The sequence below is a fragment of the Clostridioides sp. ZZV15-6598 genome, from assembly GCF_020657705.1.
Lineage (GTDB): Bacteria > Bacillota > Clostridia > Peptostreptococcales > Peptostreptococcaceae > Clostridioides > Clostridioides difficile_F.
On record NZ_JAGWCS010000061.1, the window covers coordinates 1 to 23,129 of the forward strand.

The window sequence follows — 23,129 nt, forward strand, 5'->3', positions numbered from 1 at the left end:
CAATAAATTATACTTTTGAAGTATATTTTTTCGTTTGTCGTTTAATATTATAAGTAATGATATGATTTTAAAATTTATTTAAATAACAAAAATTTTCTTTAAATTCTGTTAATTTTTCGAAAACTTTGTTAAATAATATACTTTCATACATCCATTGAAAAAACCAGAAAAAAGTAATACTATATATAGTACTAGCATTAGACACAAAAGAATACAAATGGAGGTACTTATATTATGGAATTTCAACAAATAATAGCTATATGTATATTTTTAATAGTTATGGCAGCTATTATTACAGAAAAGGTAAACAGATCTGTAGCAGCTGTTGGTGGTGCACTATTAATGATAATCTTCAATATACTTACACTTGATGAAGGGTTAAGCCATATAGACTTCAATACTATTGGAGTATTAGTTGGTATGATGCTATTTGTTGCTGTTGTTAAAAACTCAGGGCTATTTGAATATATAGCTATTTGGACTGCAAAAAAAGCTAAAGGTGATCCATGGAGAATAATGATTTGTTTTGCTATTATAACAGCCATTTTATCTGCTGTATTAGATAATGTTACTACTGTCTTACTTATTGGTCCAATGACTATAGTTATTACACAAATTTTAGGACTTAATCCAGTTCCATTTTTAATAACACAAATTTTAGCTTCAAATATCGGAGGTACGTCTACTCTTATAGGTGACCCTCCAAATATTATGATTGGTAGTGCTGCCAATCTTAGTTTCATGGATTTTGTAATAAATTTAGGGCCTGCTGTTATAGTAATACTTATTATAACAATAATATGTTTTAAATTTATTTATGGTAAAGAACTTGTTGTGGACGATAAAGCTAAGGAAGTAATATTAAAACTTGATGAAAAAAAATCTATTAAAGATAAACCCTTACTTATAAAAAGCCTTCTTTTAATAGCATTTATACTTTTTGGTTTTATGTTTCATAGCACAATCCATATAGATTCTTCTGTTGTGGCATTAACTGGTGCATCTATAATGCTTCTTATAGGAAAACAAGATGTAGATGAAATTATGGCAGGCATTGAATGGTCTACAATCTTATTCTTTATGGGATTATTCGTAGTAGTTGGTGGATTAGTAGAAGTAGGTATAATAAATAAATTAGCTCAAGCATTGATTGGACTTACAGAGGGTCATATTGTATTTACAATGTTATTAATATTATGGTTATCAGCAATAGTTTCTTCATTCTTAGATAATATTCCGTTTGTTGCAACACTAATTCCACTTATTCTGACTATGCAGGCTGAAGGAATTGATGTAATGCCACTATGGTGGGCAACATCTCTTGGAGCTTGTCTTGGAGGTAATGGGACACTTATTGGAGCCTCTGCCAATGTTGTACTAGCAGGTATAGGTAATAAGCATGGTCATCCTATATCTTTTAAAGAGTATTTTAAGATAGGTTTTCCACTTATGATTATATCTATTATTATATCTACTGTTTATTTAATTATAAAATTTTAGAAAATATAGTATAATAGTATTAAAGGGGATGTGTATATATGAATATTAATACTGTTCAAGGAGATTCAATTGAAGTTCTTTTAAGACAACTTGGAGCTACAAAAATATCAAAAGTAAGTAGTACATTATATTTTATCAAGTTTGATTTAGGAGACAACTGGGAAATATCTTATACTTATAATATTAATGCTAAAGATCAATATTTTTTACAAAGAATAGAACCATATCCTATTGGTAGAGGTCTGTTTAATGATGAATATGAAATAGTATCATTTATATCAAAAGATTTAAACAAGTTTCTAAATGCTAAAAATAGTAGTAACTTTAAAACGTTTGTTGAAGTTACTAGAAAAGTCAATTCTATTATTGATAATGTAGAAGAATTATTTTTAAACTATAATGTAGATGGAGATGATTTAAAAACACTCAATAAAGAACTTAACGATATATTAAATGATATTAACTATATAGAAAAGCATACAAAGAAAATCTAAAGTAAGATACTTATAAATTTAAGGTTATATATAAAAACTTTGTACAACCTCAAAATTTAATACTAAAGATAAAAAATCTTATTTGTTAAAATGATAAAATAGCTGATGAAGCATATGCTTCATCAGCTATCTTGTTTTTAATGATGTCCACATCCATCATGTGAACAAGTATGATTTGATGGAAATTCTACTAATTTTCCATCTTTAAGTAAGTCCAAATTACCACTGATAGTATCAGCTTCAGCTCTATAAACCTTTATTCCCATACTATTTAATTTAACTATGGCACCTTGCCCTATTCCTCCAACTACTACTGCATCTACAACTGTACCTGATAATGCTTTTATTGGTTGACACTTTCCATGTTCATGACCTAAATCTCCATTGTCTAAAGATTTAACTTCTCCACTTTCTAAGTCACACACAACAAAGATTGGTGCAGAACCAAAGTGACCATATGGTTTACTATCTAATCCTTTATTTTCTTCTACTGGTATACATACTTTCATTATTATTTCTCCCTTCTCTTACAACATTTTTTCATAGATTTACATTCTTTACTGCATCCTAGATGTATTGTATTTACATCAAATACATCTATAAAGCTTTCACTAGAATTACTTAACATAGAATTTATAAAATCCATACATATGTTAAACACCTCTTTATTAATATGATATAAGACATAGTATCCTTCTTTATATCCTGTTATTATGCCAACTTCTTTTAATATTTTTATATGTTGTGAAACAGCAGAATCTGAAATTCCTAAATATTTAGAAATTCCTTTTTGGCAGATATTTCTTTTAGATACTAATATAAGTATGTTAAGCCTAGTTTCATCACTCAATGCTTTAAATATTTTAACCAAATTTTCCATAAATACCTCTTTTTGATTAAGTAATTACTTAATTAAATTATAGTACTCTTAATTAGATTTTTCAACTATTATTTTGAAATTTTGGAACTTATTATAAATAATTCTAATTATTTCTATATATATTTTAATTGTTAGTTTAAATTTATCAAAATAAACACATCTAGAGATACATTTCTAAGATATCTTGAAATGAAATAATAATACACAAATAAAAAACTGTCTAAAATAATTATATTATTTTAAGACAGTTTTTTATTTGTATATTTAAAAATTTACTTACTAATTATATTAAGCTCTTTTTAATTTATCCAGATAATAAACAGCATTTAATGCTGCTATTTGTCCTTGCCCAGCTGCTTTAATATAAGAATATGGTTTACCTACACAGTCTCCTGCGGCAAAGCACCCTTCTATATTAGTTTTCATATTATTGTCAACTTTGATATGGATACCATCAATTTCTATTCCAGGAATCAGTGTACTTGGAGCTGTACTATCTTTTATAACGAATACTCCATCAACTTCAATATGATTTTCTTTAAAAGATATCTTATTTACAAGTTTATCTCCATCTATTTGCACTGGTCTATCGTGTATAATCTCAATAGAATCATCTAAATTATCTGAACTTCTCATAAGGTTTTCTTTTTTATACATAGGTATAAAATAAGTTTTTGAAGTAAGTTCACTTAAAAAATTTGCCTCTTCTTTAGATTCTTCATTATATCCTATGACTGCTACTTTTTTATTTCTATAAAGTGGTGCATCGCATGTAGCACAATACCCTACTCCTCTTCCTAGAAATTCTTCTTCACCTTTTATTGGTCTAGTATATTCTACACCAGTCGCAAGGATTACAGTAGTAGCTTCATACATATCATTTCCAGACATTATTGCAAAGTATTCTCCCATAGCATAAATATTATTTATTTTTTTATTTTCAATTGAAATATCCATGTTATCTATATGCGATTTGAATTTATCTTTTAATTCATCTCCACTTATATCATAAAAACCTAAATAATTATCTATTGAAGGAGCTTTAACAAGCTTATTGCTTAAATTATCATTACCAAACATAATCATTGTTTTATTTCTTATTTTTGCATTTATAGCAGCAGATAATCCCGCTGGACCACTACCTATTATAGCTATGTCATATCTCATAATATTCACCCATTTTTTATAAATATGATTTTACTTTCATCTCAATTTTGTTCTTAGGCATAAATCCAATTAGAGTTTCAACTGGCTCTCCATCTTTAAATATAATCATAGTTGGTACTGTAGATACACTAAACTGTTGAGCTATTTCTAAGCTTTCATCTATATCAACTTTTACAAATCTAGCTTCGTCTTTCATATCTTCACCTAATTCTGCAAATACAGGTCCTAACATATTACAAGGTCCACACCAAGTTGCAAAGAAATCTACTACAACTACTCCTTTACTACCTTCAACACTACTTCTAAATTCAGATGTATTTATAACTTTTGCCATTTTTTTAATCCTCCTAAAAATTTATTATCCTTATAATTATACTATGAAATTTATAAATATAATTTTACTTTTATAAATTTTTTTATATTTTATTTTATACTAATTAGTATACCCATTCTTTATTTGTAAAAACAGGTTTTTATATTTTTATTATTTTAATTTTTTTGGTATTGATATTTCAAATGTAGTTCCAATGCCTATATCAGAAGTTACATCTATTTCAATAGACAAATTCAAGCTAATCATATGTGCTATTGAAAGACCTATTCCAGAACCTTCTAAATCTTTATTTCTTACATTTTCACTTCTAAAAAATCTGTCAAATATAAAAGGTATTTCTTCTTTTTTTATACCTATACCAGTATCTCTTATAAGTAATGTTACTTCATCTTCCACATCTTCTTTTAATTCTAATACTATCTCATCACCTAGTTTAGTATATTTAAAAGCATTATCAATAAAAATTAATATAAGTTGTCTCAATTTATTTTTATCTGTTATTATAATTTTATTCTTTAGTTCAGAGTGAAATATAAATTTTTTTTCTTGAAACTCAGCAATATCCACATAATCCTCTGATATTTCTTCTAGTAATTTTTCTAAATCAATTTCCTCCAAGTTAACTTTAACAATAGAATCTTCCTTAGTAAGAGATAGTAAGTCGGTTATCATCTTTTTAAGTCTTCTAGTTTCTTTCATTGCAGTAGCTATTGTTTCAACTTCGTCATTTACTGTATTTTCTGGAGATTTTAACATACTTTCTAATTTTGATGAAACTATTGTTATTGGAGTCCTTAACTCATGTGAAGCATCTTGTATAAATTTAGCTTGGTTCCTCCAAGCAGTCTCTATTGGAATTAATGCTTTTCGAGTAAGATATACTGCTACAAAGTACGTTATTATAACAGAAATTAGTATTCCAATTATAAGTACAGATGTCAACTGTTTTAAAGAATTCATCTCTGAGTCAATGTTTCTTATTATTTGTATCTGATATCTTCCCACATCCACATTTAATTCTCTAAATGTATAACCATTTTCTGTATATTTAAAAAATGTATTTTTCTTATCTAGTCTTCTGTCTGGAAGTAATTCATCAAAATATTCATTTTGAGTATAATAACTTATTCTGTCATCTTCATAAACATATACCATATCTTTAGGGTCTTTAAGTCTTATTGGATTTAAAAATGAGGTTCTCTTAAATTGAGAAACTATATACTCCAGTTCATCATTGATTTCACTATCAATTCCACTATATGTAAGACCTCTAAAATATGAATATATAAATATAGAAAATATTATTAAAAAACTACCCACTACAACAATGTACATTTTTATCAAATGGTTTTTAGTGCTGGTAAATACATTCTTATTTATCATCGAATATGTATCCTACCTTACGCTTAGTTTTAATATATTTATCATATCCATATTTACTTAGTTTTTTTCTCAGATTGCTTACATATACCTCTACTATTTCAATAGTTGCATCTGAATCAATGCCCCATATTCTATCATAAATCTGTTCTTTTAATAAAATCGAGCCTTTATTTAAAACAAAATATTCCAATAAGTTAAACTGTTTATTTTGAAGTTTTATTTCTTCTTTTTCAATATACACTCTTTTTTCTAATGTATCTAGATATAAAGATTTAAACTCTAATCCATTTCTTTCTTTTATTTTTCCATTAGTCCTCAATATGGCATATACTCTTGCTACTAGTTCCTCCATATAAAAAGGTTTTGTCAAATAATCATTAGCTCCTATAGTAAATGCTTCCACTTTATCATCTAATGCTTCTTTGGCGGTCAATATAAGTACAGGTGTATCTATATTATTGATTCTCATTTTCTTCAAAATATCAATTCCATTTATATTAGGGAGCATTAAATCTAATATAACTAAATCATATATATTTTGATTTATTAAATATAATGCTTCTTCTCCATCTTCACATTTTTCAGTTTCAAAATGATTACTAAGTTCTTTTACTACACTTTCTAAAAGCACCCTATTATCTTCAACTATCAAAACCTTCATAAATATCCCCTACCTTTATTTGTCTATCTTGACTTTATGAGATTTCAAATCAATATCTACATTTGCTTTTTCTTTTATATCATCATAAGTATATCCTACTATTTCAACATTCTTTGCTTTTATTGAACAGGTTATATCTATATCTGTTTCTTCTGAAGCCTTTAAAATTTTGTATGATGGTACACGACTTACTGTTAAGTATTCTCCATTATCATTAACTTCTGCTGTCTTAAGGATAATATTTCCTAAATCTTTTGATGATGAATTCTTTACTTTTATTTGATATGTGATTCCCTCTTTTGACTCATTTACTTTTTTAAGTTCTGAAGTAGATAATACTTCATACTGACTACTATTTTCTAGCTTAATCTTATTATTTCTTATATCAATAGTATTTTCTTTTAAATTAACATATACAATTTTACCCTCTGCTTCATATTCATATGCATAGACTTCTACACTTTTGGCAAAAGTTTTATGTCCACATTCTACATAAGCAACTTTCCCAGGCATTAAAGTCATATCTAATAGAGATTTACTATCAGATGAAGTAATTTTTTTATTTTCATCGTATTCATTATATATTAGTTCAACATTCGATATATTAAATGTTGAATTATTTTCTATTTTTGTGGATGTATCTATTTTTCCATCTTCATCTACAGTTATATTCTCTGTTGCTCCTATATTCAATACTTTTGCATTGTCCTTATCTATCATCACTTCATTGTTGTCTTCTGATTGAATCTCAACTGAATCAGATTGTTCTTCTTCCCTTTTACATGCAGTCAGTGTAAAAATAAATATTGTTAATATAATCATTAAAAAAATTAATTTTTTTACTATTTTATTCATATTAAGCACCTCATATAGTAGTATTTTATAGTAGATTTTTATACTTTTTCATAAATTCCTTCAATGCTTGTGTAAGTATTTGGTGTTTTTCAAAATTTGAGTTGCTACATAATCTTTCAAAGTCATTCCAAGTTTCTTTATCTATACGTATTCTTGTTGTTTTTAATTCATTTAAAGATTCATTATCTATATGTACATCTTTTTTATTAGATATTTTTTTAGGTTTTATATTATAATCCTTCACTTCTAAATACCAATCATACACTTCACAAAGCTTATCTAAATCTTCTTGAGTTATATTTATTTTTCTGTCTTTTTTAGGTTTAATATTTTTTCTTGCTTTTGTATTTTTTAAATCTGTGTCGTTAAACTCAATTTGTTCAATACTCTTATTTAAAACCTTTTCATTAGATTTCTTCTTTTTGGTGCTTACCTTTTTTATATTATTAGTGTTATCTTCCTTAGTTTTTTCTTTATCCAAATCTTCTTTATACTTTAATTCGTCTTTTAATATGTATTTACCTTTTTCTGACTTATATCCTTTTTTATTTAAAAAATTTCTTAAAGTACTTTGACTAATTTTTAGATTTTGAGCTATCTCTGTAAATTTGATTCCTTCACTTTGAAGCTCTAAAAATTTATCAATTCTTTCTTCATTATTCATTAATACTCCTCCGTCAATATCTTCTTGTCTTTCTTTTCATACTTCTTATTATATTCTTCTTTTCTAAATCTACTCTGTTTGATTCAATTATTTTTTGTAACATTTTATTATAAGTAAAATCATCTAAATTGTTGTTTTTTATATAAAGAAGTGTTTCTTCTTCATACTTAACAAAACAAATTGATAATAGCCATGCCATACCCATTTTAACATAATATTCTTCACTTTGTATATTGTTACAGTATTCAAAAATATCTTTAATATGTTCATCATCAACATAATATATTAAAAACATAACTAATGCAAATCTAATCTCCCACGGATTTTCTGAACAAACATATTTTTTTAATATATCATACATATATTCTTTATAATTATTTGTGCACTTTAGTCCAGAACAAAATCCATCACAAATTGCCCAATTACTAATTTTAGGTACAAACTTTTTTATGTAATATAAAACCTCTTCAAAATTACTATTTATATTACCAATCACCATACCTTGTAACATAATTTCCTCATAATAAGTATCTTCTGCTACTTCTAAAAATTCTTTCCAGTTGCCTTTACTTATTTCTTTTGATAACTTTCTCAAATTAGGAATTCTAATACCTATTATATTTTCTGTACCTGGTATAAGTTTCTTATTAAAGTCTCTATACTTAATATCTTGCATAGATTTCATATACTCTAAAAATTCGATATATTCCAATTTATCCCATTTTTCCCTACTAAGCATCATTTATTTACTCCTTAGTTCCTTTTTTCTTATTGTAACATAAAATTATATAAAAAAAAGCTTCTACCTATCAGAAGCTTTTTCAAAAACATACTAAATTTTTCAATTTAAAATTTAAATTAAATTAAGATTTACTACAATATAATATCTCTTTAGAAAGTCTTACTAATCTCCTACACCGAAGTCTGTATTATTATATAAAACTTCTATATTTGAATTTTCATTTAGGAATTCATACTTATTAATAAACCATTTGACCAACTCTTCATCTCTTTTTATTTTAGAAGAATTGTTTATAAAAACATTCACAGTTGCTTTCTCAAAAGTATTTAGAATAATATCGATGTCATTGTCTATCATTTCTTTAGTCTGTCCTTTAATTCCAACCATAATACAAGGTGAATCAAAATATTCTTTTACATCTTCTGGTGTTTTAAATCTTGCATTTTTATTTAAAAAGTTATTTCTAAAATCATAATCAAATGTTTCAACCCCGATTTTAAATATTATAGGGATTTCAAAATAATCTCTCATTTCCTTTAGTCTATTTTTGTAGGACCAATGACTTTCTAAGAATAGTTTTTTTATATTTTTTTCTTTTATAATCTTCTTTATTCTCTCTAAAGTATCTTTAGGTATTTCAAAACAGCTACCAGAATTTATGACTTCAAGAACTCCATATTTTCCAGTTATATTTTTTAAAACTTCAAAGTTTAGTTGGTTCATTTCTTCTTCTAAATTAGAATTATCATCTATATAATCACAAAAAGAACATCTTCCCCATATACATGGAAAGCTTTTAAGTAAAACTATTTCTCTTTGATTCTTATTTGTTATCTCACTATATCTATCCATATTCTCTCCTATCTTTCTCCAGTTAATGATACTTTTAAAGTCTTTGGAACTGCATTTAATCCTAAATTTACCAAAACAACTGCAATTAATTTATCTGTATAATCTGTGAACACTTGAGTTATAAACACACTAAATACATCTCCAAATCCTAGTACTTTTAAAATTTGAACTATATAAGAAGAACCAGATGATGTTACACCTCCAAACAAAAAAGCTGAAATTACTGAGCTTACTATAGATGTTGGTATGGCAAATAACAAGACTCCTAATGGAGTTTTTATACCGGTTAAGAATTTCTTTTTAAAAGCAATACCAGCAAGTAATCCTGTTGATATCTGAACTGGTGCAAAATAAAGAGAATATACATCAAATGTAACTCCACTTATTAAACTCCCAAACACGCCTGTAATAACAGCATATTTAGGTCCCAAAAGTGAAGCTATCATTATAGTTCCTATTGAATCTAAATATATAGGTAACCTTAGTCCCATAGCTATAAATGCACCTATTATATTTATAGAAATACCAAAGGCTATAAGTGTAATAGTTTTGACACATATTTTTCTTTTCACACTATATCACTCCTTCCACAGAGTCTATAATGTTTTCATATCCTTTAAAAAGTCTTTTTAAAAACATGGACATGAATTTCTTTTCATCAACTTCATTTAAAATAATCGCATTAGCATGTTTTTTGTAGAAATTAAACGAATCTACTATGGATTGCCCCATAGCTATTCCATCTTCCACAATTTCTACATATGATTCAAATCCCTTACATATACTTCTATCTATAAAATATGCTACTGCTAGAGGGTCATTTATTACACAACCTATTATTCCTTCTTGTTCCCAATGAAAATCAATATAAAATCTAGTGATTTCAGTTATATACTTCGCCATTTTTTCATCAAGTCTATTTATAAACTCAATAATATTAGGAGTAAGTACAATTTTTCTAGTTACATCCAAACCTACCATGTGAATTTTTTTAGATAAATTCTTGTAAACATAATCTGCTCCATGTGGGTCTACCCAATAGTTAAACTCTGCTACTGGAGAACAATTTCCATGAATTTTAAATGCTCCTCCCATAGATACAAATTCATCAAGATTTTCAAAAGCTTTTTTATCTTTCATAAGTGCTTTAGCTATGTTTGTAAGTGGTGCAAGTGCTATTATAGATACTTTTTCATGATTATGTAAAGTATTTATTATAAAATCTACTGCTCCATTTCTTGCTTTAACTTCTGTCACTTTTTGATAAAAATTTTCTCCTATACCATCTTCTCCATGTGTATCTTGAGCTGTTACAAGTTTTCTTTTTAGTGGTGCCTCTTCTCCTATATATACTGGAATATTTAGTGAAGAACACATTTGAAGTGTTTTTAGTGCATTTTCTGCACCTACATTTGCTGGTACGTTACCACAGCATGTGGTAATTCCAAGTACTTCTAGCTCTGGTGAGTTTAAAGCCAGAAGGATTGCCAAAGAATCATCAATTCCTGGGTCACAATCAATTATTACTTTTCTTTTTTCCATATTACTATCCTCCTTGATTTGTGGTCGAGGAGAACTACACATCTTTTTTCCACTTTCAAAAAGGTGTGTCTAAGGGTATTAATTATATACTGCCACTATATAATTCCTTAGTTTTTTATACTTGGAGTTCTCGAACAAGTACAGACGTTAAGCTTAGTTATGATTTTAAGTTATTTATTATAACCTCTCAATTAACTAAAACCTTTCAAACACCTGATTTACTAACTACAAAAACACTGTTTGTAGTTTAAAAGAATTTATTATATTTTTATGTGTCTCATTAAAGGGTGCTCAAATACTAAACAAACTTTAATAAAATGTGGCACGTTTAAACCGATTATTATTATACAACAATATCATAAATATTACAATTAATACCTTTAATTAACTTTACATATAAAATTTATATTAAATTTAATTTTTATGTTGCAAATAAGCAGTAAATGTTATATATTTTTAACAAAAAGTTAAAAATATATAACATTTACTAAAGGAGTTGTTAATAATGAAAAGTTTTAGAGAATTAAATAAACTAGGATTTTTAGGTTTCTTAGGTTTTTTAGGATTAGCCGGAATATACGCTGGAGAAATACGAACTATTAGTTTTTGTGCATTCTTTGTTTTTTTTAGATACTTTAATATTATGCCAGATGAATTATTTAGAGAAAACTTAAGAAAAGCAGCTGTACCAGCATTTTTCTTTACACTTTCATCACTATCAATAGCTATGGTTTTATCCATCATTTCAGATAATATTTCTACTATTGAAAATGGATTAGGAATAAGTTTTTCTATAGCAATGATTAGCTTTGTTGCAATTTTTGCATACTTACAATATAAAGAAGGAAAAGGACTAGAATAATGATGATTCGTTCAAGAACTAAAGAATATAGAGCAAAATATAATATGAAACAGGATGAACTGGCATCATTAGTAGGAGTAAGAAGGGAAACTATAGGAAACCTTGAAAACGGAAAATATAACCCTTCATTAAAATTAGCATTTGATATTGCTAACGTATTCAATGTAAGTATAGAAGAAATTTTTGAATATATAAAAGATTAGCAACTATTCTCCTCTTAAAATTTTTGCTATACTTTTATTAATAAGTAGATTAAAACTAATATAAGTTGGTGATTATATGAAAAGAAAACTTTCAACACACTTTTTTGGATATATATTTGGTTTGTTCATAGTATTTTTAGTAGCTTTTATATTAAAAAAATTAGTGATAGATACTATGGTAGGAATAATAATTGGAACTGGAATTGGATTTTTATTAATTTATCTATTTAGTAAAAAAAGAAGATGATAAGATTTGCAATACTTCAATAACAATGTTTACGAAAACCAATAATTATTTAGTATAACAGCCAAATACTTACTGATAACTGTAAATAAAAAATAAATTGAATAATAATTCAACCAGTTTTACAATTGTAATATCCAGTTTTACATATACACTTGTAAAATATATTAAAGCGAAGTATTATACATATATATTTTCAAATAAAATAATTTATTTTATTTACTGAGTATTTTTATTTTTTAGGGGGATGTATTGTGTTTAAAGACAAAATTGATGAATGTGTTCATATAATGACTGCATACATTGTTAGTTTAAAAGAATACTATTTATTTATAGAAACTCAGATTGATGATTTTATTAAAAAATATGGAGAAGATATTGTAGAGTCTTGCCTTCATAGAATTATGATTTTATTATGTGAATGTGGTTTGGTATAAAATTTAATTTATCAAAAAAAATAAGAAGAATTTTATATAAATTCTTCTTATTTAAATATTTAATTTAATAAAGATTTTAAATTACGCCTTTTCTTTTATAAATGCTCTTGCTTTATCCATTGTTGACCATACATCACTATCATATATTTGTGTAAATTTTTCTCCTGTAGTCTTACTCATTTCCTTTATCTTGCTACAAGCACCTCCACCAATAACATACAGATTTTCTGTTTTATATGGCTTATAATCTTTTATATCTGTTACTAAATAGCTTTCGTCTTTTCTTTTATAATATAATCCTATTATTTCTGCTGAAACTCTGTCATCTCCACTATAAACTATTGTATGTTTAATCTTCTTTATATCTTCATTTTTTATATTATTGTTTAATACACCTTCTACGATTAACTTAGCCACTCCCTCATATCCAAGTTTTTCTGCTTTCTCATAATCCTCTTTATTATCACAAAAAAAACTTTCTATTAATATAGATGTAGGTTTTGAACTATTTAGAATATACAATCCTTTATCTAATTTAGCTCCTCTATTTTTAAATACCATACCTAATTTATTACATATTCTAGTTGCATATTCTAAGCCTTTATTGCTATAATATAACACTTCTGAGCCTTTTCCTTGACCATCACTTGCATTTAAATGTAACTCTATAAGTAAATCATATTCTTCATTATTAACTCTAGGTATTTTATAAGATTTTTCCTCATTTTTAGAACTAAACTGTTTTTCAGGGCATATTATTACACTTACTGTATTCCCTTCTTTTCTAAATATATCTGCTAATATTGGTGCCAATAACTTATTATATTGATACTCATTAACTAATCCATCAGCAGAAGTACATGCACCATTTTTTAGAATACTGTGTCCTACGGTAATACATATTTTCATAACATTTTACCCCTTTAATTAAATTTTATCCATGTATATGTCCCATAATAATGAAAATCTAAATTTATATAAATTATTCCTCTTTATAAAAAAATAATTATCATTTTATTTTTTTATAAAAATATCATAAATATTCTAAACATTCAATATATAGCACATAACTAGTAATCTAAAATGCATAACTAGATAAAAATATGTTTATTTCCATTTAATTTGATAAATTTTTATGTGATTCTACCATATAATCTTTATTGTCTATTTTTAATTAAAAATTTGTAAAATTATTAATTGATAATACTTTTTTTAACTATAGCACTTTTCTCATTTATATAATTTATAAATACTCTGTCTTAATTTTTTTATATTAATATCTATTCATTTCATTTTTTAATATAATTTTAGTTATATCAAAAATATTTTTTTAATCTTAAATATATTCACATATTATCATAAATTATGTTATAATAGTAATATTGCGATGACAGTTTTAGATTTTTGACAACTGGAGTGTAAAATCACTCCTTTTTCTTTTTACTAATTATGATAAATATTCACTTAATATTAATATGCTTATTATATAAAGTAAATATAAAAAATAAACTTTGTTATATGTACATTTTGCATTAATGCAAAAATGAATTTCATATATATTTCTCACAATTGGAGTGCTATAGCACTCTTTTTTGTTTTTTATAATTATGGTAAACACTCAAAGACTGGATTATAAGTCTTTATTTTCAACCCTCTGTAAGAATCAATTGTTAAATAAAACCTATCTCTTTTATCTTAGTATCATCCAAACCAGAACATAATAAATACAGTATATCTTTTTCACCTTAAAATCGTTTTTTTAATATCATTTATTCAAACAATAAATATTTATTACAAATAGCTTCTAATTAATTTTAGTATTCTTAGATTATTTTGCAAAGCCAAATTAATTTGATTTAAAAATAACTTAATTAAATATATAAACATAGTACCAATATAGAAAACATAGAAATCTATATTTGTACTAGATTGTTGACAAAATTAAAAATAAGATATACAATAACATTGTAAATTTAATTAACACTGTTAAGTTAAAGGGGTGATTATATGAGTATCAAAGAAAGACGTAAAAATGAAAAAATAGAAATGAAGAAAAAAATTATGGATGCTGCCATTGAAGTTATCAATCAAGAAGGATATGAAAATTTATCAATTAGAAAGATTGCTACAAAAATAGAATATTCTCCAACCACTATTTATCTTTATTATAAAGATAAGGCACAGATTATTAGTGATATGGCTAATGAACTTTATAATAAAATAGAAAATCATTCTATTACTGTTATGAATAAGTACTCATCATTTTCAGTAGATAAACAAATTAGAGAAATTATGCTTACTTTTATCAAAATCCTTTCTAGCAATTCAGAAATGACAAAAGCAATAATGTATAGTGGGATGAATATTATATTTGCATCTCAAAATACTACTAGTACCCCTACTAATAATGGTATAGAGATATTTGATGAACTTCTTGCTACTGGAATTAAGCAAAAAATATTTAAACCAAATATAGATAATGCTTCTTGGATGCTTATAAGTGCCTTATTAGGATTTGTTTTATGTGCTGTTGAAAATCAATTATATTCTTTACATAACTTCCCACAATTTATAGATAATTTCGTGGATATTTTACTTGGAGGAATTTACAATGAGCATTCACAGCAAAAATCCTAATAAGAAAAATAAACTTTTAAGAGTGCTAAGGATATTAACAGCTTTATTTTTTATATTTATAGTTATTATTATTGTAGCTGTAGTTAATTTGAAGCCTGAAAAATTAGTAATACAAAATATAAATCCTGCTAAAATAAAAAATGGTACCTATCTTGGAAGTGCTGATAATGGTCTAGTAAAAGCTACTGTATCTGTCGAAGTTAACAATGGAGTAATAAAAGATATTGATATATTAAAACATGACACTCTTTTAGGTAAGTCAGCTGAAAAGATTGTAAATAATATTATTAAGCAACAGTCTTTAGAAGTGGATGCTATAACTTCTGCAACTTACAGCAGTGATACTATACGAAAGGCTGTAGAAAATGCTTTACAAAAAGGAGAGTAAAATATGAATACTATTATTATATATTCAAGTAAATATGGTTGTACCGCAGACTGTGCAAATATATTAAAAAGTAGACTACCTAATAATGTTACTATTGTTGATATTAAGGATAAGAATAGTAAAATTGAATTATCAAAATTTGATACCATTATTATCGGAAGTTCAATATATGTGGGTTCAGTTTCAAAAGAAATTCGTACATTTTGTAATGATAATATAGAACTATTAAACAAAAAGAAAGTTGGTATTTTTATTTGTTGTGCATTCTCTGAGCAAATGGATAAATATCTATCAAGCAATTTCCCATCATCATTATTAAAGAGTGCAAAATCAATAAGTGTATTTGGTGGTGAAGCTAGATTAGAGAAAATGAAATTTTTTGACAAATTGATTATGAAATCAGTTACAAAGAATGATTACAATAGTCTGAAAATATCACAGGATAATATAGATAATTTTTTAAGAAATTTTAATGACTAAAATAAGCTACACTCTTCGTTGACAAACCCATCTACCCCTGCTTTATGTCAAAAGTCATATAACGTTTTGCCATATATTTTTGTACATTTCGTTACATAACTTTCCCTTATATAACTTTTGATATAAAATATAATAAAGTACACAATATGTTTTCACATTTAAACTTGAACATTATAAAACAAAAACTATTATATTTACTACATTGGAGATGATACTTATGGGAAAAGTTAAAATCAGACTGGCAAAGGAAACAGATGCGGAAGAAATATTAGAAATATATACACCATATATCACTAATACAGCAATTACTTTTGAATATGATATACCAAATATTAGTGATTTTAAAAATAGAATAAAAACAATTTGTTCAAAATATCCATATCTAGTCTGTTTAATTGATGAAAAAATTGTTGGATATGCTTATGCTCATGAACATAATGAAAGAACTGCTTATCAATGGAATGCTGGATTATCAATTTATGTTGACGAAAAGTTTATCAGTTGTAAAATAGGTACAGCTCTTTATAATTCAATAATAGACATATTAAAATTACAAAATATTCAAAACTTATACGTTAGTATTACATCGCCTAATATTAAAAGCGAGAAACTTCACCAACACTTTGGTTTCAAACTATGTGGAATTTATCATAATACAGGATATAAATTTGGTAGTTGGCATGATGTTATGTTATTTGAAAAATACATAGGTGCTCATCCTATAAAACCAGACTACATAAAAACAATTAAACAAATTGATACAAAAGAAATCTCTACTGTTTTAGAAAAAAACAGCCTTCTTGTTAAATTACTTTAAAACACAAACTTTGAATAAACTAAAATAAAAATAAGAAAGTAACTTTAAAATAAGTATTTTAAAGTTACTTTCTTATTTTTTATTAAATTTTATAATAATAGTCATATTAACGTAAATACTATAAAAAGAGTTTAACTTTATTTATTTAGTGAAATCAAATCAAAATAGAAAAAATGGAAGGAGAATAATTAATGATAAAACTAATTGGTATATTAATAGTTGTGATTGGATTTATACTTAAAATTGATACATTATTTACTGTATTATTAGCAGGAATAGCAACAGGGCTTGTAGCAGGATTGGATTTTAATCAAATCTTTACAATCCTAGGAGATTCTTTTGTCTTAAATAGAGGTGTGTCATTGTTTATACTAACACTACCTGTAATTGGTGTTTTGGAAAGATATGGATTAAAACAAAGAGCAGTTTCTCTAATAGAAAAATTACAAAGACTCACAACAGGAAAAGTACTTAGCATATATATGTTTGCTAGACAAATAGCTGGAGCCTTATCAATAAGAATGAGCGGGCATCCTCAATTTGTAAGACCACTTGTTAACCCCATGGCACAAGCTGCTGGATTAAGTAACAGTGATGAATTAAAAGAATCAGACGAAGAAGCTATAAAAGCATTATCTGCTGCATCAGAAAACTATGGTAACTTCTATGGTCAAAACTTGTTTGCAGGTAGTAGTGGAGTTTTACTTATAGCATCTACTCTTACTCAATTTGGATATAATGTAACTGGAATTGAGATTGTAAAAGCTAATATCATTATGGCCGTAATAGCATTTATAGCTGCCACAATCCAATTTACTCTATATGATAAAAAATTAAATAAAAGCCATAAGAGATAGATTTATTTAGGAGGTATAAAAATGCAAAATTTTATAAACATATCATTGGAAATTTTTTATGCATTAATGGGATTTTTAATGATTGTCATAGCATATAGGTCTTTTACTACAATAGACAATAATAAAAAATACGGTACATCATTATTTTGGATACTAATATCACTCCCATTTATATTTGGAAGATTAATTCCAGCTAATATAATAGGAATCATACTAATATTATCTAGTTTATTAACACTTACCAAACAAGTTGTATTTGCAAAATACGAAGAACCAAATGAAAATTTTGGGAAAGAACAGGCAGACAAACTTAAAAATAAAATATTCATACCATCATTAATATTAGCTTTTGCCGCAGTAATTGTAGCTATGAGTCTTTCTAATTTTGATAATTCTTCACAGTTTGCAATAGGTGTAGGTTCAATAATCGCATTAATATCTGCTCTTATAATAACCAAAGCAAAATCATCTACCTCAGTTCACGATGGTTCAAGATTACTTCAACAAATGGGACCAGCTAGTATGCTACCACAACTTTTAGTTGCATTAGGTGCTTTGTTTACTCAGGCTGGAGTTGGCGAAGTTATCTCAGGTATGATATCAGGAGTAGTCCCTACTGACAATAGATTATTTGGTGTTATAGCTTATGTATTGGGTATGGTTATATTTACTATGATAATGGGAAATGCATTTGCTGCATTTTCAGTCATAACGGCAGGAATTGGAATCCCTTTTGTATTGTCTCAAGGTGGAAATCCTGCTATAATTGGAGCATTAGCATTAACAGCAGGATATTGTGGAACCCTACTTACTCCAATGGCAGCTAATTTTAATATAGTTCCAGCAGCTTTACTTGAATGTAAAAATGATTATGTTGTTATAAAGTATCAAGCGCCAGTTGCTTTAATATTAATTGTAGCACACATATTAGTAATGTATTTTTTAGGATTTTAATATGAATAGGAGGTAAAATAATGAAAGTTTTATTAACAGGATTTGACCCATTTGGCGGAGAACCAATAAATCCCGCTCAAGAAGCTGTTGAAAGGGTCAAAGATAATATAAAAGGCTCGGAAATTATAAAAATAACTATACCAACAGTTATGACAAAATCTGTTGAAGCAATAGATAAAGCTATTCAAGAACACAACCCTGATATAGTAATATCAGTCGGACAAGCAGGAGGTAGATTTGATATTACACCTGAGAGAGTCGCTATAAATGTAGATGATTTTAGAATAAAAGATAATGAAGGAAATCAGGTTATAGACATTGTTATAAAGGAAGATGGTCAACCTGCATATTTTTCAAAATTACCTGTAAAAGCTATGGTAAAACATATGAATGAAAATAAAATTCCAGCCAGTGTTTCAAATACTGCAGGTACATTTGTTTGTAATCATGTAATGTATGGAATTCTCTACATGATAGATAAAAAATATCCTACTATAAGAGGAGGCTTCATACACATACCATATATGACTTCACAAATAATAGAGAAAAAGAATACACCATTTATGTCTTTAGAGGAAATAGTTAAAGGTTTGGAATTAGCCATAGAAGCTTGTATAATCTACAAAGATGATATAAAAGAAATTGGTGGCGAAATTTCATAATAAATATTTAAAATAATTTTTTAAAAGTATAAATAAAAATAGATATTTTTTTAAATATAGACTGTAAGTATATTTGTTTAAATTCAAATTTACCTACAGTCTTTTTATAACATGTACAATCTTCAAATATAAAATTAAATTCTATTCTGTTCTCCCCACTCACACATTGCATCTAAAATCTTAATCAGAGACTTTCCTCTCTTTGATAAACTGTATTCTACTTTAGGTGGTATTTGAGGATATTCAGTACGAATAATCAAATCATCTGCTTCTAATCCCTTTAATGATAAGCTCAGAGTCTTATAAGAAATAGTCTTTATATAACGTTTTAGTTCATTATATCTAACAACTTTAAATTCAGCAAGGCAATAAAGAATTACCATCTTGTATTTTCCATTAATCAGTGAAAGTGTATAACTAAACCCTGTTTCACTTAAATCTGCCTGTGATATACAATCCATACCCATGTGCTACACTCTCCTTTAGGTTAGTATTGAACAAAAATGTGCGTACTTGTCTTTTAACTAATTTATAATAAAATTATAGTGTAAGAACAATTAAAAGTCAATTTGCTATAATACATATAAATTCTACTTAAATGCTAGTACTTTAGCATATTGTCAAATTTTTAGTTCAATTACTCTTCAATTCAAGTTACAAGAAACTTCTAACAAATGTAGTTTCATATTGCTGATAAATTTAATAATAGGAGGTGTTTTAAATGGGTAAAAGAATTCTTGTTTTAAATGGAAGTCCAAGAACAAATGGAAATACATCTGTACTTATAGATTCATTGAAAACATATTTTAGAAAAAGCAAAGACCCTTGGAATGTCTATTAAATAAAGTTTACTGGAGGAATTTCTAATGAAAGTTTTATTAATAAATGGTAGTCCAAATCAATACGGATGTACTTATACAGCATTAAATGAAGTTGCTAAAACATTAAATAAGCACGACATTGAAACCGAAATATTATATTTAGGTAAAAAGCCAATACCAGGTTGTATTGCTTGCTCATCCTGCTTTCAAACTGGCAAATGTACTTGGAATGATAAGGTCAATGAGTTAGTGAAAGAACTAGATAATATTGATGGCATTATTGTTGGTTCACCTGTATATTTTTCTGGTGCAAGTGGACAACTAACTTCATTTCTTGACCGCTTATTTTTTTCGGCTGGAAGTAAAATGGCAAAGAAACTTGGTGCATCAGTTGTATCATGTCGACGTGGTGGAGCAACTGCAACATTTGACCAACTAAATAAATATTTCTCAATTAGTAATATGCCTATTGTGTCATCACAGTACTGGAATCAGGTACATGGTTTTACACCAGAGGATGTTATGAAAGATAAAGAGGGATTACAAACTATGAGAACTTTAGGTGAAAACATGGCATGGCTTCTTAAGTGTATTTCAGCTGGGCAAAAAGCAGGAGTCAAAGACCCTCAATATGAAGAAAAAATTATGACTAACTTTATACAATAAATAATTGAGTTTTATTAATTGTTAATTTAAAATTAAAGTGATTCTTAATAAATGGAATAGTTCATATAAAACAGTACAATAGCTAAATAGTGGTTTTGATTTTATTTATATCAAAACCACTATGTTATTATTTAATCTGTTTAAAACGATTAATTTCTTACATGCTTAGTTATGCCTTTCCATTTTCTTTTATAAAAATAGATTGCCCCAATAATCGCTGGGAGTATTGGTGATAAAAATTGAGCAAAATAAACACCTATAAATCCATACTCTAAAATAGTCCCTAGTATATAACTAAGTAATAGTCTAATAAATACAGAATCTAACAATGCATTAAACATAGCTAGACTAGTAAAACCTATACCAGTTACAAATGAATCATAAATATACATGACTGCATAAATTAAACTGTTGATTGAACAGCAAATTCTAAGATACATAATTCCCTCTCTAATAACTGCTTGATTTTTAGACCCAAAAAATATAACTATTGGTTCTGCAAATATTTGTACAAAAATAGTGGAAATAAACGTTATAGCCAAGCTTAATTTTATTCCTGCTTTTACTACTTCTTCAACTCGTTTAAAATCTCTTGCTCCTACATTCTGACCAACCATAATAATAACAGCTTGACCAACTGCCCAACATGGCATTCCTACAAAAGTATTTATTTTCAATCCAATTCCAGATGCTGCTGAAACAGCAATTCCATAATTATTTAACATGCCAGTCACTAATAAGTAGGATGTATTGACCATAGACATTTGTATGGCTGATGGTAAACCTATTTTCAAAATCATTTTTAACTTATTTTTTTTAATTGAGAAACTTTTTAACTTAAAATCAAAAATAAAGTCATGTTTATGCAGATATATGACTGCTATAAAAAACGATATTCCTTGTGATGTAACAGTAGCAATAGCAGCACCTTTTGTACCAATATCCATATACCAAACTAATAAAAAATCCAGAAAAATATTTATTACTGTAGCTACAAGCACAAAATATAGTGGTTGTTTAGTCTCTCCAAATCCCCTAAGAATAGAACAAATTGAATTGTATCCAAATACAAATACAGTACCAAGACAAATAATTATCATATAATCACAAGCATCTTTCATAGCTTCTTGTGGTATATTTAGCAAAGAAAAAATTGGTTTATATATGTACAAACCTAGTACAGTTATAATTATAGATATTATTATAGATATAGAAAATTGTGTACTAATAGTTTCTCTTTGCCCATAACTATCATTAGCTCCTTTATAATGAGAAACTAGTACTGAACCTCCCATGGTAATCCCTATACAAATAGAATTAATTACAAAGCAAATCATAGATGAGTTACTAATCGCTACAACTCCAGTACTTCCTACTACTTGACCAACAACAATCATATCTACAATATTATAAAATGATTGTAATAAATTTATAAAAAATAATGGTATGCTAAGTTTTACTAACTTTTTAAATACATTACCAATAGTTAAATCTTCTTCTATTCTTTTCATGATATAAATTTTCCTCTCTTTTTATAATTAAAATAAAAAAAGCAGTAGGTATTGTACTTTAATACAACCCTCCTGCTCTTACGCTTTAAATAATTTATATTGCTTTAGTTCTTAATAATAAACGACAATATAAAAAGGGCTATATACAAACATCGTATATAACCCACAAAATAAACACTCTTACTCAATATTAGACAGCTTAAATAAGTATAGATTACTATACTAAAAATTTGTCTACTCAATGATTAATTAGTATCATAGTTTTGATTAAGCTCCACACAATGTTTTATAATATTTAACTGTGTAGAGCTATCATCAATACAAATTTTACCAAAAATTATATAAAACATTGTTTTCACCCTCTCAAAATAAAATTGATAACATATTATAAATTTTAATAATGTTATTAGTTTATTCTAAATTTTTAATATTCTATTGTCAATAGTATTTTTTAGATTTTTATCAAATACACTCCTAAAATATACAATATATATATATGTATTGGATAGTATAAAT

General features: G+C 26.5%; 30 protein-coding genes and 1 riboswitch. Of the genes, 15 read left to right on the forward strand and 15 right to left on the reverse strand.

The features are described 5' to 3' along the window. The first annotated feature begins 234 nt into the window (after nucleotides 1–234). Both KGF50_RS12465 and KGF50_RS12470 read left to right on the forward strand, forming a co-directional pair. Nucleotides 235–1,500 carry an ArsB/NhaD family transporter gene (locus KGF50_RS12465; RefSeq protein WP_227433187.1) on the forward strand — a complete coding sequence of 422 codons (1,266 nt, stop codon included), beginning with the start codon at nucleotides 235–237 and terminating at the stop codon, nucleotides 1,498–1,500. Nucleotides 1,501–1,538: 38 nt separating this feature from the next. Then, nucleotides 1,539–1,994: a hypothetical protein gene (locus KGF50_RS12470; RefSeq protein WP_227848345.1), complete on the forward strand. Its 456-nt coding sequence runs from the start codon at nucleotides 1,539–1,541 to the stop codon at nucleotides 1,992–1,994. Nucleotides 1,995–2,131: 137 nt separating this feature from the next. Here the strand turns inward: KGF50_RS12470 and KGF50_RS12475 are convergent, their stop codons facing one another. From KGF50_RS12475 to KGF50_RS12530, 12 genes are all read right to left on the reverse strand, one after another. Further along, the gene (locus KGF50_RS12475; protein ID WP_227433185.1) at nucleotides 2,132–2,503 is read right to left on the reverse strand and encodes a NifB/NifX family molybdenum-iron cluster-binding protein; all 372 of its coding nucleotides are present in this window, start codon (nucleotides 2,501–2,503) and stop codon (nucleotides 2,132–2,134) included. A gap of 2 nt (nucleotides 2,504–2,505) precedes the next feature. Next, entirely contained in the window at nucleotides 2,506–2,874 is a 369-nt protein-coding gene (locus KGF50_RS12480) for an ArsR/SmtB family transcription factor (protein ID WP_227828410.1), read from the reverse strand. Nucleotides 2,875–3,162: 288 nt separating this feature from the next. Continuing rightward, complete coding sequence (locus KGF50_RS12485; RefSeq protein WP_227848346.1) at nucleotides 3,163–4,041, reverse strand: NAD(P)/FAD-dependent oxidoreductase; 879 nt, start codon at nucleotides 4,039–4,041, stop codon at nucleotides 3,163–3,165. 16 nt (nucleotides 4,042–4,057) lie between these two features. Next, nucleotides 4,058–4,375 (reverse strand): thioredoxin, encoded by a 318-nt coding sequence (gene trxA / locus KGF50_RS12490; RefSeq protein ID WP_227848347.1) that lies wholly within the window; start codon nucleotides 4,373–4,375, stop codon nucleotides 4,058–4,060. Nucleotides 4,376–4,525: 150 nt separating this feature from the next. Then, nucleotides 4,526–5,758 (reverse strand): sensor histidine kinase, encoded by a 1,233-nt coding sequence (locus tag KGF50_RS12495; RefSeq protein WP_227848348.1) that lies wholly within the window; start codon nucleotides 5,756–5,758, stop codon nucleotides 4,526–4,528. Beyond that, nucleotides 5,748–6,419 carry a response regulator transcription factor gene (locus KGF50_RS12500; RefSeq protein WP_227848349.1) on the reverse strand — a complete coding sequence of 224 codons (672 nt, stop codon included), beginning with the start codon at nucleotides 6,417–6,419 and terminating at the stop codon, nucleotides 5,748–5,750. The genes KGF50_RS12495 and KGF50_RS12500 overlap by 11 nt, the downstream gene beginning before the upstream one ends. A gap of 15 nt (nucleotides 6,420–6,434) precedes the next feature. After that, entirely contained in the window at nucleotides 6,435–7,274 is an 840-nt protein-coding gene (locus tag KGF50_RS12505; RefSeq protein WP_227848350.1) for a hypothetical protein, read from the reverse strand. A 25-nt stretch (nucleotides 7,275–7,299) separates the two neighbouring features. After that, nucleotides 7,300–7,938 (reverse strand): DNA-binding protein, encoded by a 639-nt coding sequence (locus KGF50_RS12510; protein ID WP_227848351.1) that lies wholly within the window; start codon nucleotides 7,936–7,938, stop codon nucleotides 7,300–7,302. 13 nt (nucleotides 7,939–7,951) lie between these two features. Continuing rightward, nucleotides 7,952–8,680 carry a DNA alkylation repair protein gene (locus tag KGF50_RS12515; protein WP_227848352.1) on the reverse strand — a complete coding sequence of 243 codons (729 nt, stop codon included), beginning with the start codon at nucleotides 8,678–8,680 and terminating at the stop codon, nucleotides 7,952–7,954. 162 nt (nucleotides 8,681–8,842) lie between these two features. Then, nucleotides 8,843–9,532 (reverse strand): radical SAM protein, encoded by a 690-nt coding sequence (locus tag KGF50_RS12520; protein ID WP_227848353.1) that lies wholly within the window; start codon nucleotides 9,530–9,532, stop codon nucleotides 8,843–8,845. Between the two features lie 8 nt (nucleotides 9,533–9,540). Further along, the gene (locus tag KGF50_RS12525; RefSeq protein ID WP_227848354.1) at nucleotides 9,541–10,104 is read right to left on the reverse strand and encodes an ECF transporter S component; all 564 of its coding nucleotides are present in this window, start codon (nucleotides 10,102–10,104) and stop codon (nucleotides 9,541–9,543) included. A gap of 1 nt (nucleotide 10,105) precedes the next feature. Then, nucleotides 10,106–11,074, reverse strand: coding sequence for a nucleoside hydrolase (locus KGF50_RS12530; protein ID WP_227848355.1), 969 nt, complete (start codon nucleotides 11,072–11,074; stop codon nucleotides 10,106–10,108). Between the two features lie 101 nt (nucleotides 11,075–11,175). Beyond that, nucleotides 11,176–11,219: riboswitch (PreQ1 riboswitch) on the reverse strand. 360 nt (nucleotides 11,220–11,579) lie between these two features. On the opposite strand from KGF50_RS12530, the gene KGF50_RS12535 reads away from it, so the two are divergent. From KGF50_RS12535 to KGF50_RS12550, 4 genes are all read left to right on the forward strand, one after another. Continuing rightward, nucleotides 11,580–11,936, forward strand: coding sequence for a DUF3796 domain-containing protein (locus tag KGF50_RS12535; RefSeq protein ID WP_227848356.1), 357 nt, complete (start codon nucleotides 11,580–11,582; stop codon nucleotides 11,934–11,936). After that, a complete protein-coding gene (locus KGF50_RS12540) occupies nucleotides 11,936–12,139 on the forward strand; it encodes a helix-turn-helix transcriptional regulator (RefSeq protein WP_413926818.1) in 204 nt (67 codons plus the stop codon). Before KGF50_RS12535 ends, KGF50_RS12540 begins: the two co-directional genes overlap by 1 nt. Nucleotides 12,140–12,215: 76 nt before the next feature. After that, nucleotides 12,216–12,386, forward strand: a complete 171-nt coding sequence (locus tag KGF50_RS12545) for a succinate dehydrogenase (protein WP_227848358.1) — start codon at nucleotides 12,216–12,218, stop codon at nucleotides 12,384–12,386. A gap of 251 nt (nucleotides 12,387–12,637) precedes the next feature. After that, nucleotides 12,638–12,820 carry a hypothetical protein gene (locus tag KGF50_RS12550; protein WP_227848359.1) on the forward strand — a complete coding sequence of 61 codons (183 nt, stop codon included), beginning with the start codon at nucleotides 12,638–12,640 and terminating at the stop codon, nucleotides 12,818–12,820. An 81-nt stretch (nucleotides 12,821–12,901) separates the two neighbouring features. Here the strand turns inward: KGF50_RS12550 and KGF50_RS12555 are convergent, their stop codons facing one another. Further along, nucleotides 12,902–13,729, reverse strand: a complete 828-nt coding sequence (locus KGF50_RS12555; protein ID WP_227848360.1) for an N-acetylmuramoyl-L-alanine amidase — start codon at nucleotides 13,727–13,729, stop codon at nucleotides 12,902–12,904. 1,098 nt (nucleotides 13,730–14,827) lie between these two features. Between KGF50_RS12555 and KGF50_RS12560 the strand changes: the two genes are divergently transcribed. The 7 genes from KGF50_RS12560 (at nucleotide 14,828) to pcp (ending at nucleotide 19,615) form a co-directional block, all read left to right on the forward strand. Continuing rightward, nucleotides 14,828–15,457, forward strand: coding sequence for a TetR/AcrR family transcriptional regulator (locus KGF50_RS12560; RefSeq protein ID WP_227848361.1), 630 nt, complete (start codon nucleotides 14,828–14,830; stop codon nucleotides 15,455–15,457). Further along, nucleotides 15,432–15,845 (forward strand): FMN-binding protein, encoded by a 414-nt coding sequence (locus tag KGF50_RS12565; RefSeq protein WP_227848362.1) that lies wholly within the window; start codon nucleotides 15,432–15,434, stop codon nucleotides 15,843–15,845. The genes KGF50_RS12560 and KGF50_RS12565 overlap by 26 nt, the downstream gene beginning before the upstream one ends. Before the next feature lie 3 nt (nucleotides 15,846–15,848). Next, entirely contained in the window at nucleotides 15,849–16,325 is a 477-nt protein-coding gene (locus KGF50_RS12570) for a flavodoxin domain-containing protein (protein ID WP_227848363.1), read from the forward strand. A gap of 217 nt (nucleotides 16,326–16,542) precedes the next feature. After that, the gene (locus tag KGF50_RS12575; RefSeq protein ID WP_227848364.1) at nucleotides 16,543–17,142 is read left to right on the forward strand and encodes a GNAT family N-acetyltransferase; all 600 of its coding nucleotides are present in this window, start codon (nucleotides 16,543–16,545) and stop codon (nucleotides 17,140–17,142) included. Nucleotides 17,143–17,333: 191 nt separating this feature from the next. Further along, nucleotides 17,334–17,999: a DUF969 domain-containing protein gene (locus tag KGF50_RS12580; protein WP_227848365.1), complete on the forward strand. Its 666-nt coding sequence runs from the start codon at nucleotides 17,334–17,336 to the stop codon at nucleotides 17,997–17,999. A gap of 21 nt (nucleotides 18,000–18,020) precedes the next feature. Continuing rightward, nucleotides 18,021–18,953, forward strand: a complete 933-nt coding sequence (locus tag KGF50_RS12585; protein WP_227848366.1) for a DUF979 domain-containing protein — start codon at nucleotides 18,021–18,023, stop codon at nucleotides 18,951–18,953. Nucleotides 18,954–18,973: 20 nt separating this feature from the next. Next, nucleotides 18,974–19,615, forward strand: coding sequence for a pyroglutamyl-peptidase I (gene pcp / locus KGF50_RS12590; protein WP_227848367.1), 642 nt, complete (start codon nucleotides 18,974–18,976; stop codon nucleotides 19,613–19,615). Between the two features lie 134 nt (nucleotides 19,616–19,749). Here the strand turns inward: pcp and KGF50_RS12595 are convergent, their stop codons facing one another. After that, complete coding sequence (locus KGF50_RS12595; RefSeq protein ID WP_227848368.1) at nucleotides 19,750–20,082, reverse strand: winged helix-turn-helix transcriptional regulator; 333 nt, start codon at nucleotides 20,080–20,082, stop codon at nucleotides 19,750–19,752. A 254-nt stretch (nucleotides 20,083–20,336) separates the two neighbouring features. On the opposite strand from KGF50_RS12595, the gene KGF50_RS12600 reads away from it, so the two are divergent. After that, nucleotides 20,337–20,456 (forward strand): NAD(P)H-dependent oxidoreductase, encoded by a 120-nt coding sequence (locus tag KGF50_RS12600; RefSeq protein WP_227848369.1) that lies wholly within the window; start codon nucleotides 20,337–20,339, stop codon nucleotides 20,454–20,456. 25 nt (nucleotides 20,457–20,481) lie between these two features. Continuing rightward, nucleotides 20,482–21,102 carry a flavodoxin family protein gene (locus KGF50_RS12605; RefSeq protein WP_227848370.1) on the forward strand — a complete coding sequence of 207 codons (621 nt, stop codon included), beginning with the start codon at nucleotides 20,482–20,484 and terminating at the stop codon, nucleotides 21,100–21,102. Between the two features lie 149 nt (nucleotides 21,103–21,251). Here the strand turns inward: KGF50_RS12605 and KGF50_RS12610 are convergent, their stop codons facing one another. After that, nucleotides 21,252–22,613 (reverse strand): MATE family efflux transporter, encoded by a 1,362-nt coding sequence (locus KGF50_RS12610; protein ID WP_227848371.1) that lies wholly within the window; start codon nucleotides 22,611–22,613, stop codon nucleotides 21,252–21,254. Between the last annotated feature and the right edge of the window lie 516 nt (nucleotides 22,614–23,129).

Bases quoted from the DNA above. Each gene is read 5' to 3' on its own strand.
- KGF50_RS12465 (WP_227433187.1), top strand. From the start codon at position 235: ATGGAATTTCAACAAATAATAGCTATATGTATATTTTTAATAGTTATG.
- KGF50_RS12470 (WP_227848345.1), top strand. From the start codon at position 1,539: ATGAATATTAATACTGTTCAAGGAGATTCAATTGAAGTTCTTTTAAGA.
- KGF50_RS12475 (WP_227433185.1), bottom strand. From the start codon at position 2,503: ATGAAAGTATGTATACCAGTAGAAGAAAATAAAGGATTAGATAGTAAA.
- KGF50_RS12480 (WP_227828410.1), bottom strand. From the start codon at position 2,874: ATGGAAAATTTGGTTAAAATATTTAAAGCATTGAGTGATGAAACTAGG.
- KGF50_RS12485 (WP_227848346.1), bottom strand. From the start codon at position 4,041: ATGAGATATGACATAGCTATAATAGGTAGTGGTCCAGCGGGATTATCT.
- trxA (WP_227848347.1), bottom strand. From the start codon at position 4,375: ATGGCAAAAGTTATAAATACATCTGAATTTAGAAGTAGTGTTGAAGGT.
- KGF50_RS12495 (WP_227848348.1), bottom strand. From the start codon at position 5,758: ATGATAAATAAGAATGTATTTACCAGCACTAAAAACCATTTGATAAAA.
- KGF50_RS12500 (WP_227848349.1), bottom strand. From the start codon at position 6,419: ATGAAGGTTTTGATAGTTGAAGATAATAGGGTGCTTTTAGAAAGTGTA.
- KGF50_RS12505 (WP_227848350.1), bottom strand. From the start codon at position 7,274: ATGAATAAAATAGTAAAAAAATTAATTTTTTTAATGATTATATTAACA.
- KGF50_RS12510 (WP_227848351.1), bottom strand. From the start codon at position 7,938: ATGAATAATGAAGAAAGAATTGATAAATTTTTAGAGCTTCAAAGTGAA.
- KGF50_RS12515 (WP_227848352.1), bottom strand. From the start codon at position 8,680: ATGATGCTTAGTAGGGAAAAATGGGATAAATTGGAATATATCGAATTT.
- KGF50_RS12520 (WP_227848353.1), bottom strand. From the start codon at position 9,532: ATGGATAGATATAGTGAGATAACAAATAAGAATCAAAGAGAAATAGTT.
- KGF50_RS12530 (WP_227848355.1), bottom strand. From the start codon at position 11,074: ATGGAAAAAAGAAAAGTAATAATTGATTGTGACCCAGGAATTGATGAT.
- KGF50_RS12535 (WP_227848356.1), top strand. From the start codon at position 11,580: ATGAAAAGTTTTAGAGAATTAAATAAACTAGGATTTTTAGGTTTCTTA.
- KGF50_RS12540 (WP_413926818.1), top strand. From the start codon at position 11,936: ATGATGATTCGTTCAAGAACTAAAGAATATAGAGCAAAATATAATATG.
- KGF50_RS12545 (WP_227848358.1), top strand. From the start codon at position 12,216: ATGAAAAGAAAACTTTCAACACACTTTTTTGGATATATATTTGGTTTG.
- KGF50_RS12555 (WP_227848360.1), bottom strand. From the start codon at position 13,729: ATGAAAATATGTATTACCGTAGGACACAGTATTCTAAAAAATGGTGCA.
- KGF50_RS12560 (WP_227848361.1), top strand. From the start codon at position 14,828: ATGAGTATCAAAGAAAGACGTAAAAATGAAAAAATAGAAATGAAGAAA.
- KGF50_RS12565 (WP_227848362.1), top strand. From the start codon at position 15,432: ATGAGCATTCACAGCAAAAATCCTAATAAGAAAAATAAACTTTTAAGA.
- KGF50_RS12570 (WP_227848363.1), top strand. From the start codon at position 15,849: ATGAATACTATTATTATATATTCAAGTAAATATGGTTGTACCGCAGAC.
- KGF50_RS12575 (WP_227848364.1), top strand. From the start codon at position 16,543: ATGGGAAAAGTTAAAATCAGACTGGCAAAGGAAACAGATGCGGAAGAA.
- KGF50_RS12580 (WP_227848365.1), top strand. From the start codon at position 17,334: ATGATAAAACTAATTGGTATATTAATAGTTGTGATTGGATTTATACTT.
- KGF50_RS12585 (WP_227848366.1), top strand. From the start codon at position 18,021: ATGCAAAATTTTATAAACATATCATTGGAAATTTTTTATGCATTAATG.
- pcp (WP_227848367.1), top strand. From the start codon at position 18,974: ATGAAAGTTTTATTAACAGGATTTGACCCATTTGGCGGAGAACCAATA.
- KGF50_RS12595 (WP_227848368.1), bottom strand. From the start codon at position 20,082: ATGGGTATGGATTGTATATCACAGGCAGATTTAAGTGAAACAGGGTTT.
- KGF50_RS12600 (WP_227848369.1), top strand. From the start codon at position 20,337: ATGGGTAAAAGAATTCTTGTTTTAAATGGAAGTCCAAGAACAAATGGA.
- KGF50_RS12605 (WP_227848370.1), top strand. From the start codon at position 20,482: ATGAAAGTTTTATTAATAAATGGTAGTCCAAATCAATACGGATGTACT.
- KGF50_RS12610 (WP_227848371.1), bottom strand. From the start codon at position 22,613: ATGAAAAGAATAGAAGAAGATTTAACTATTGGTAATGTATTTAAAAAG.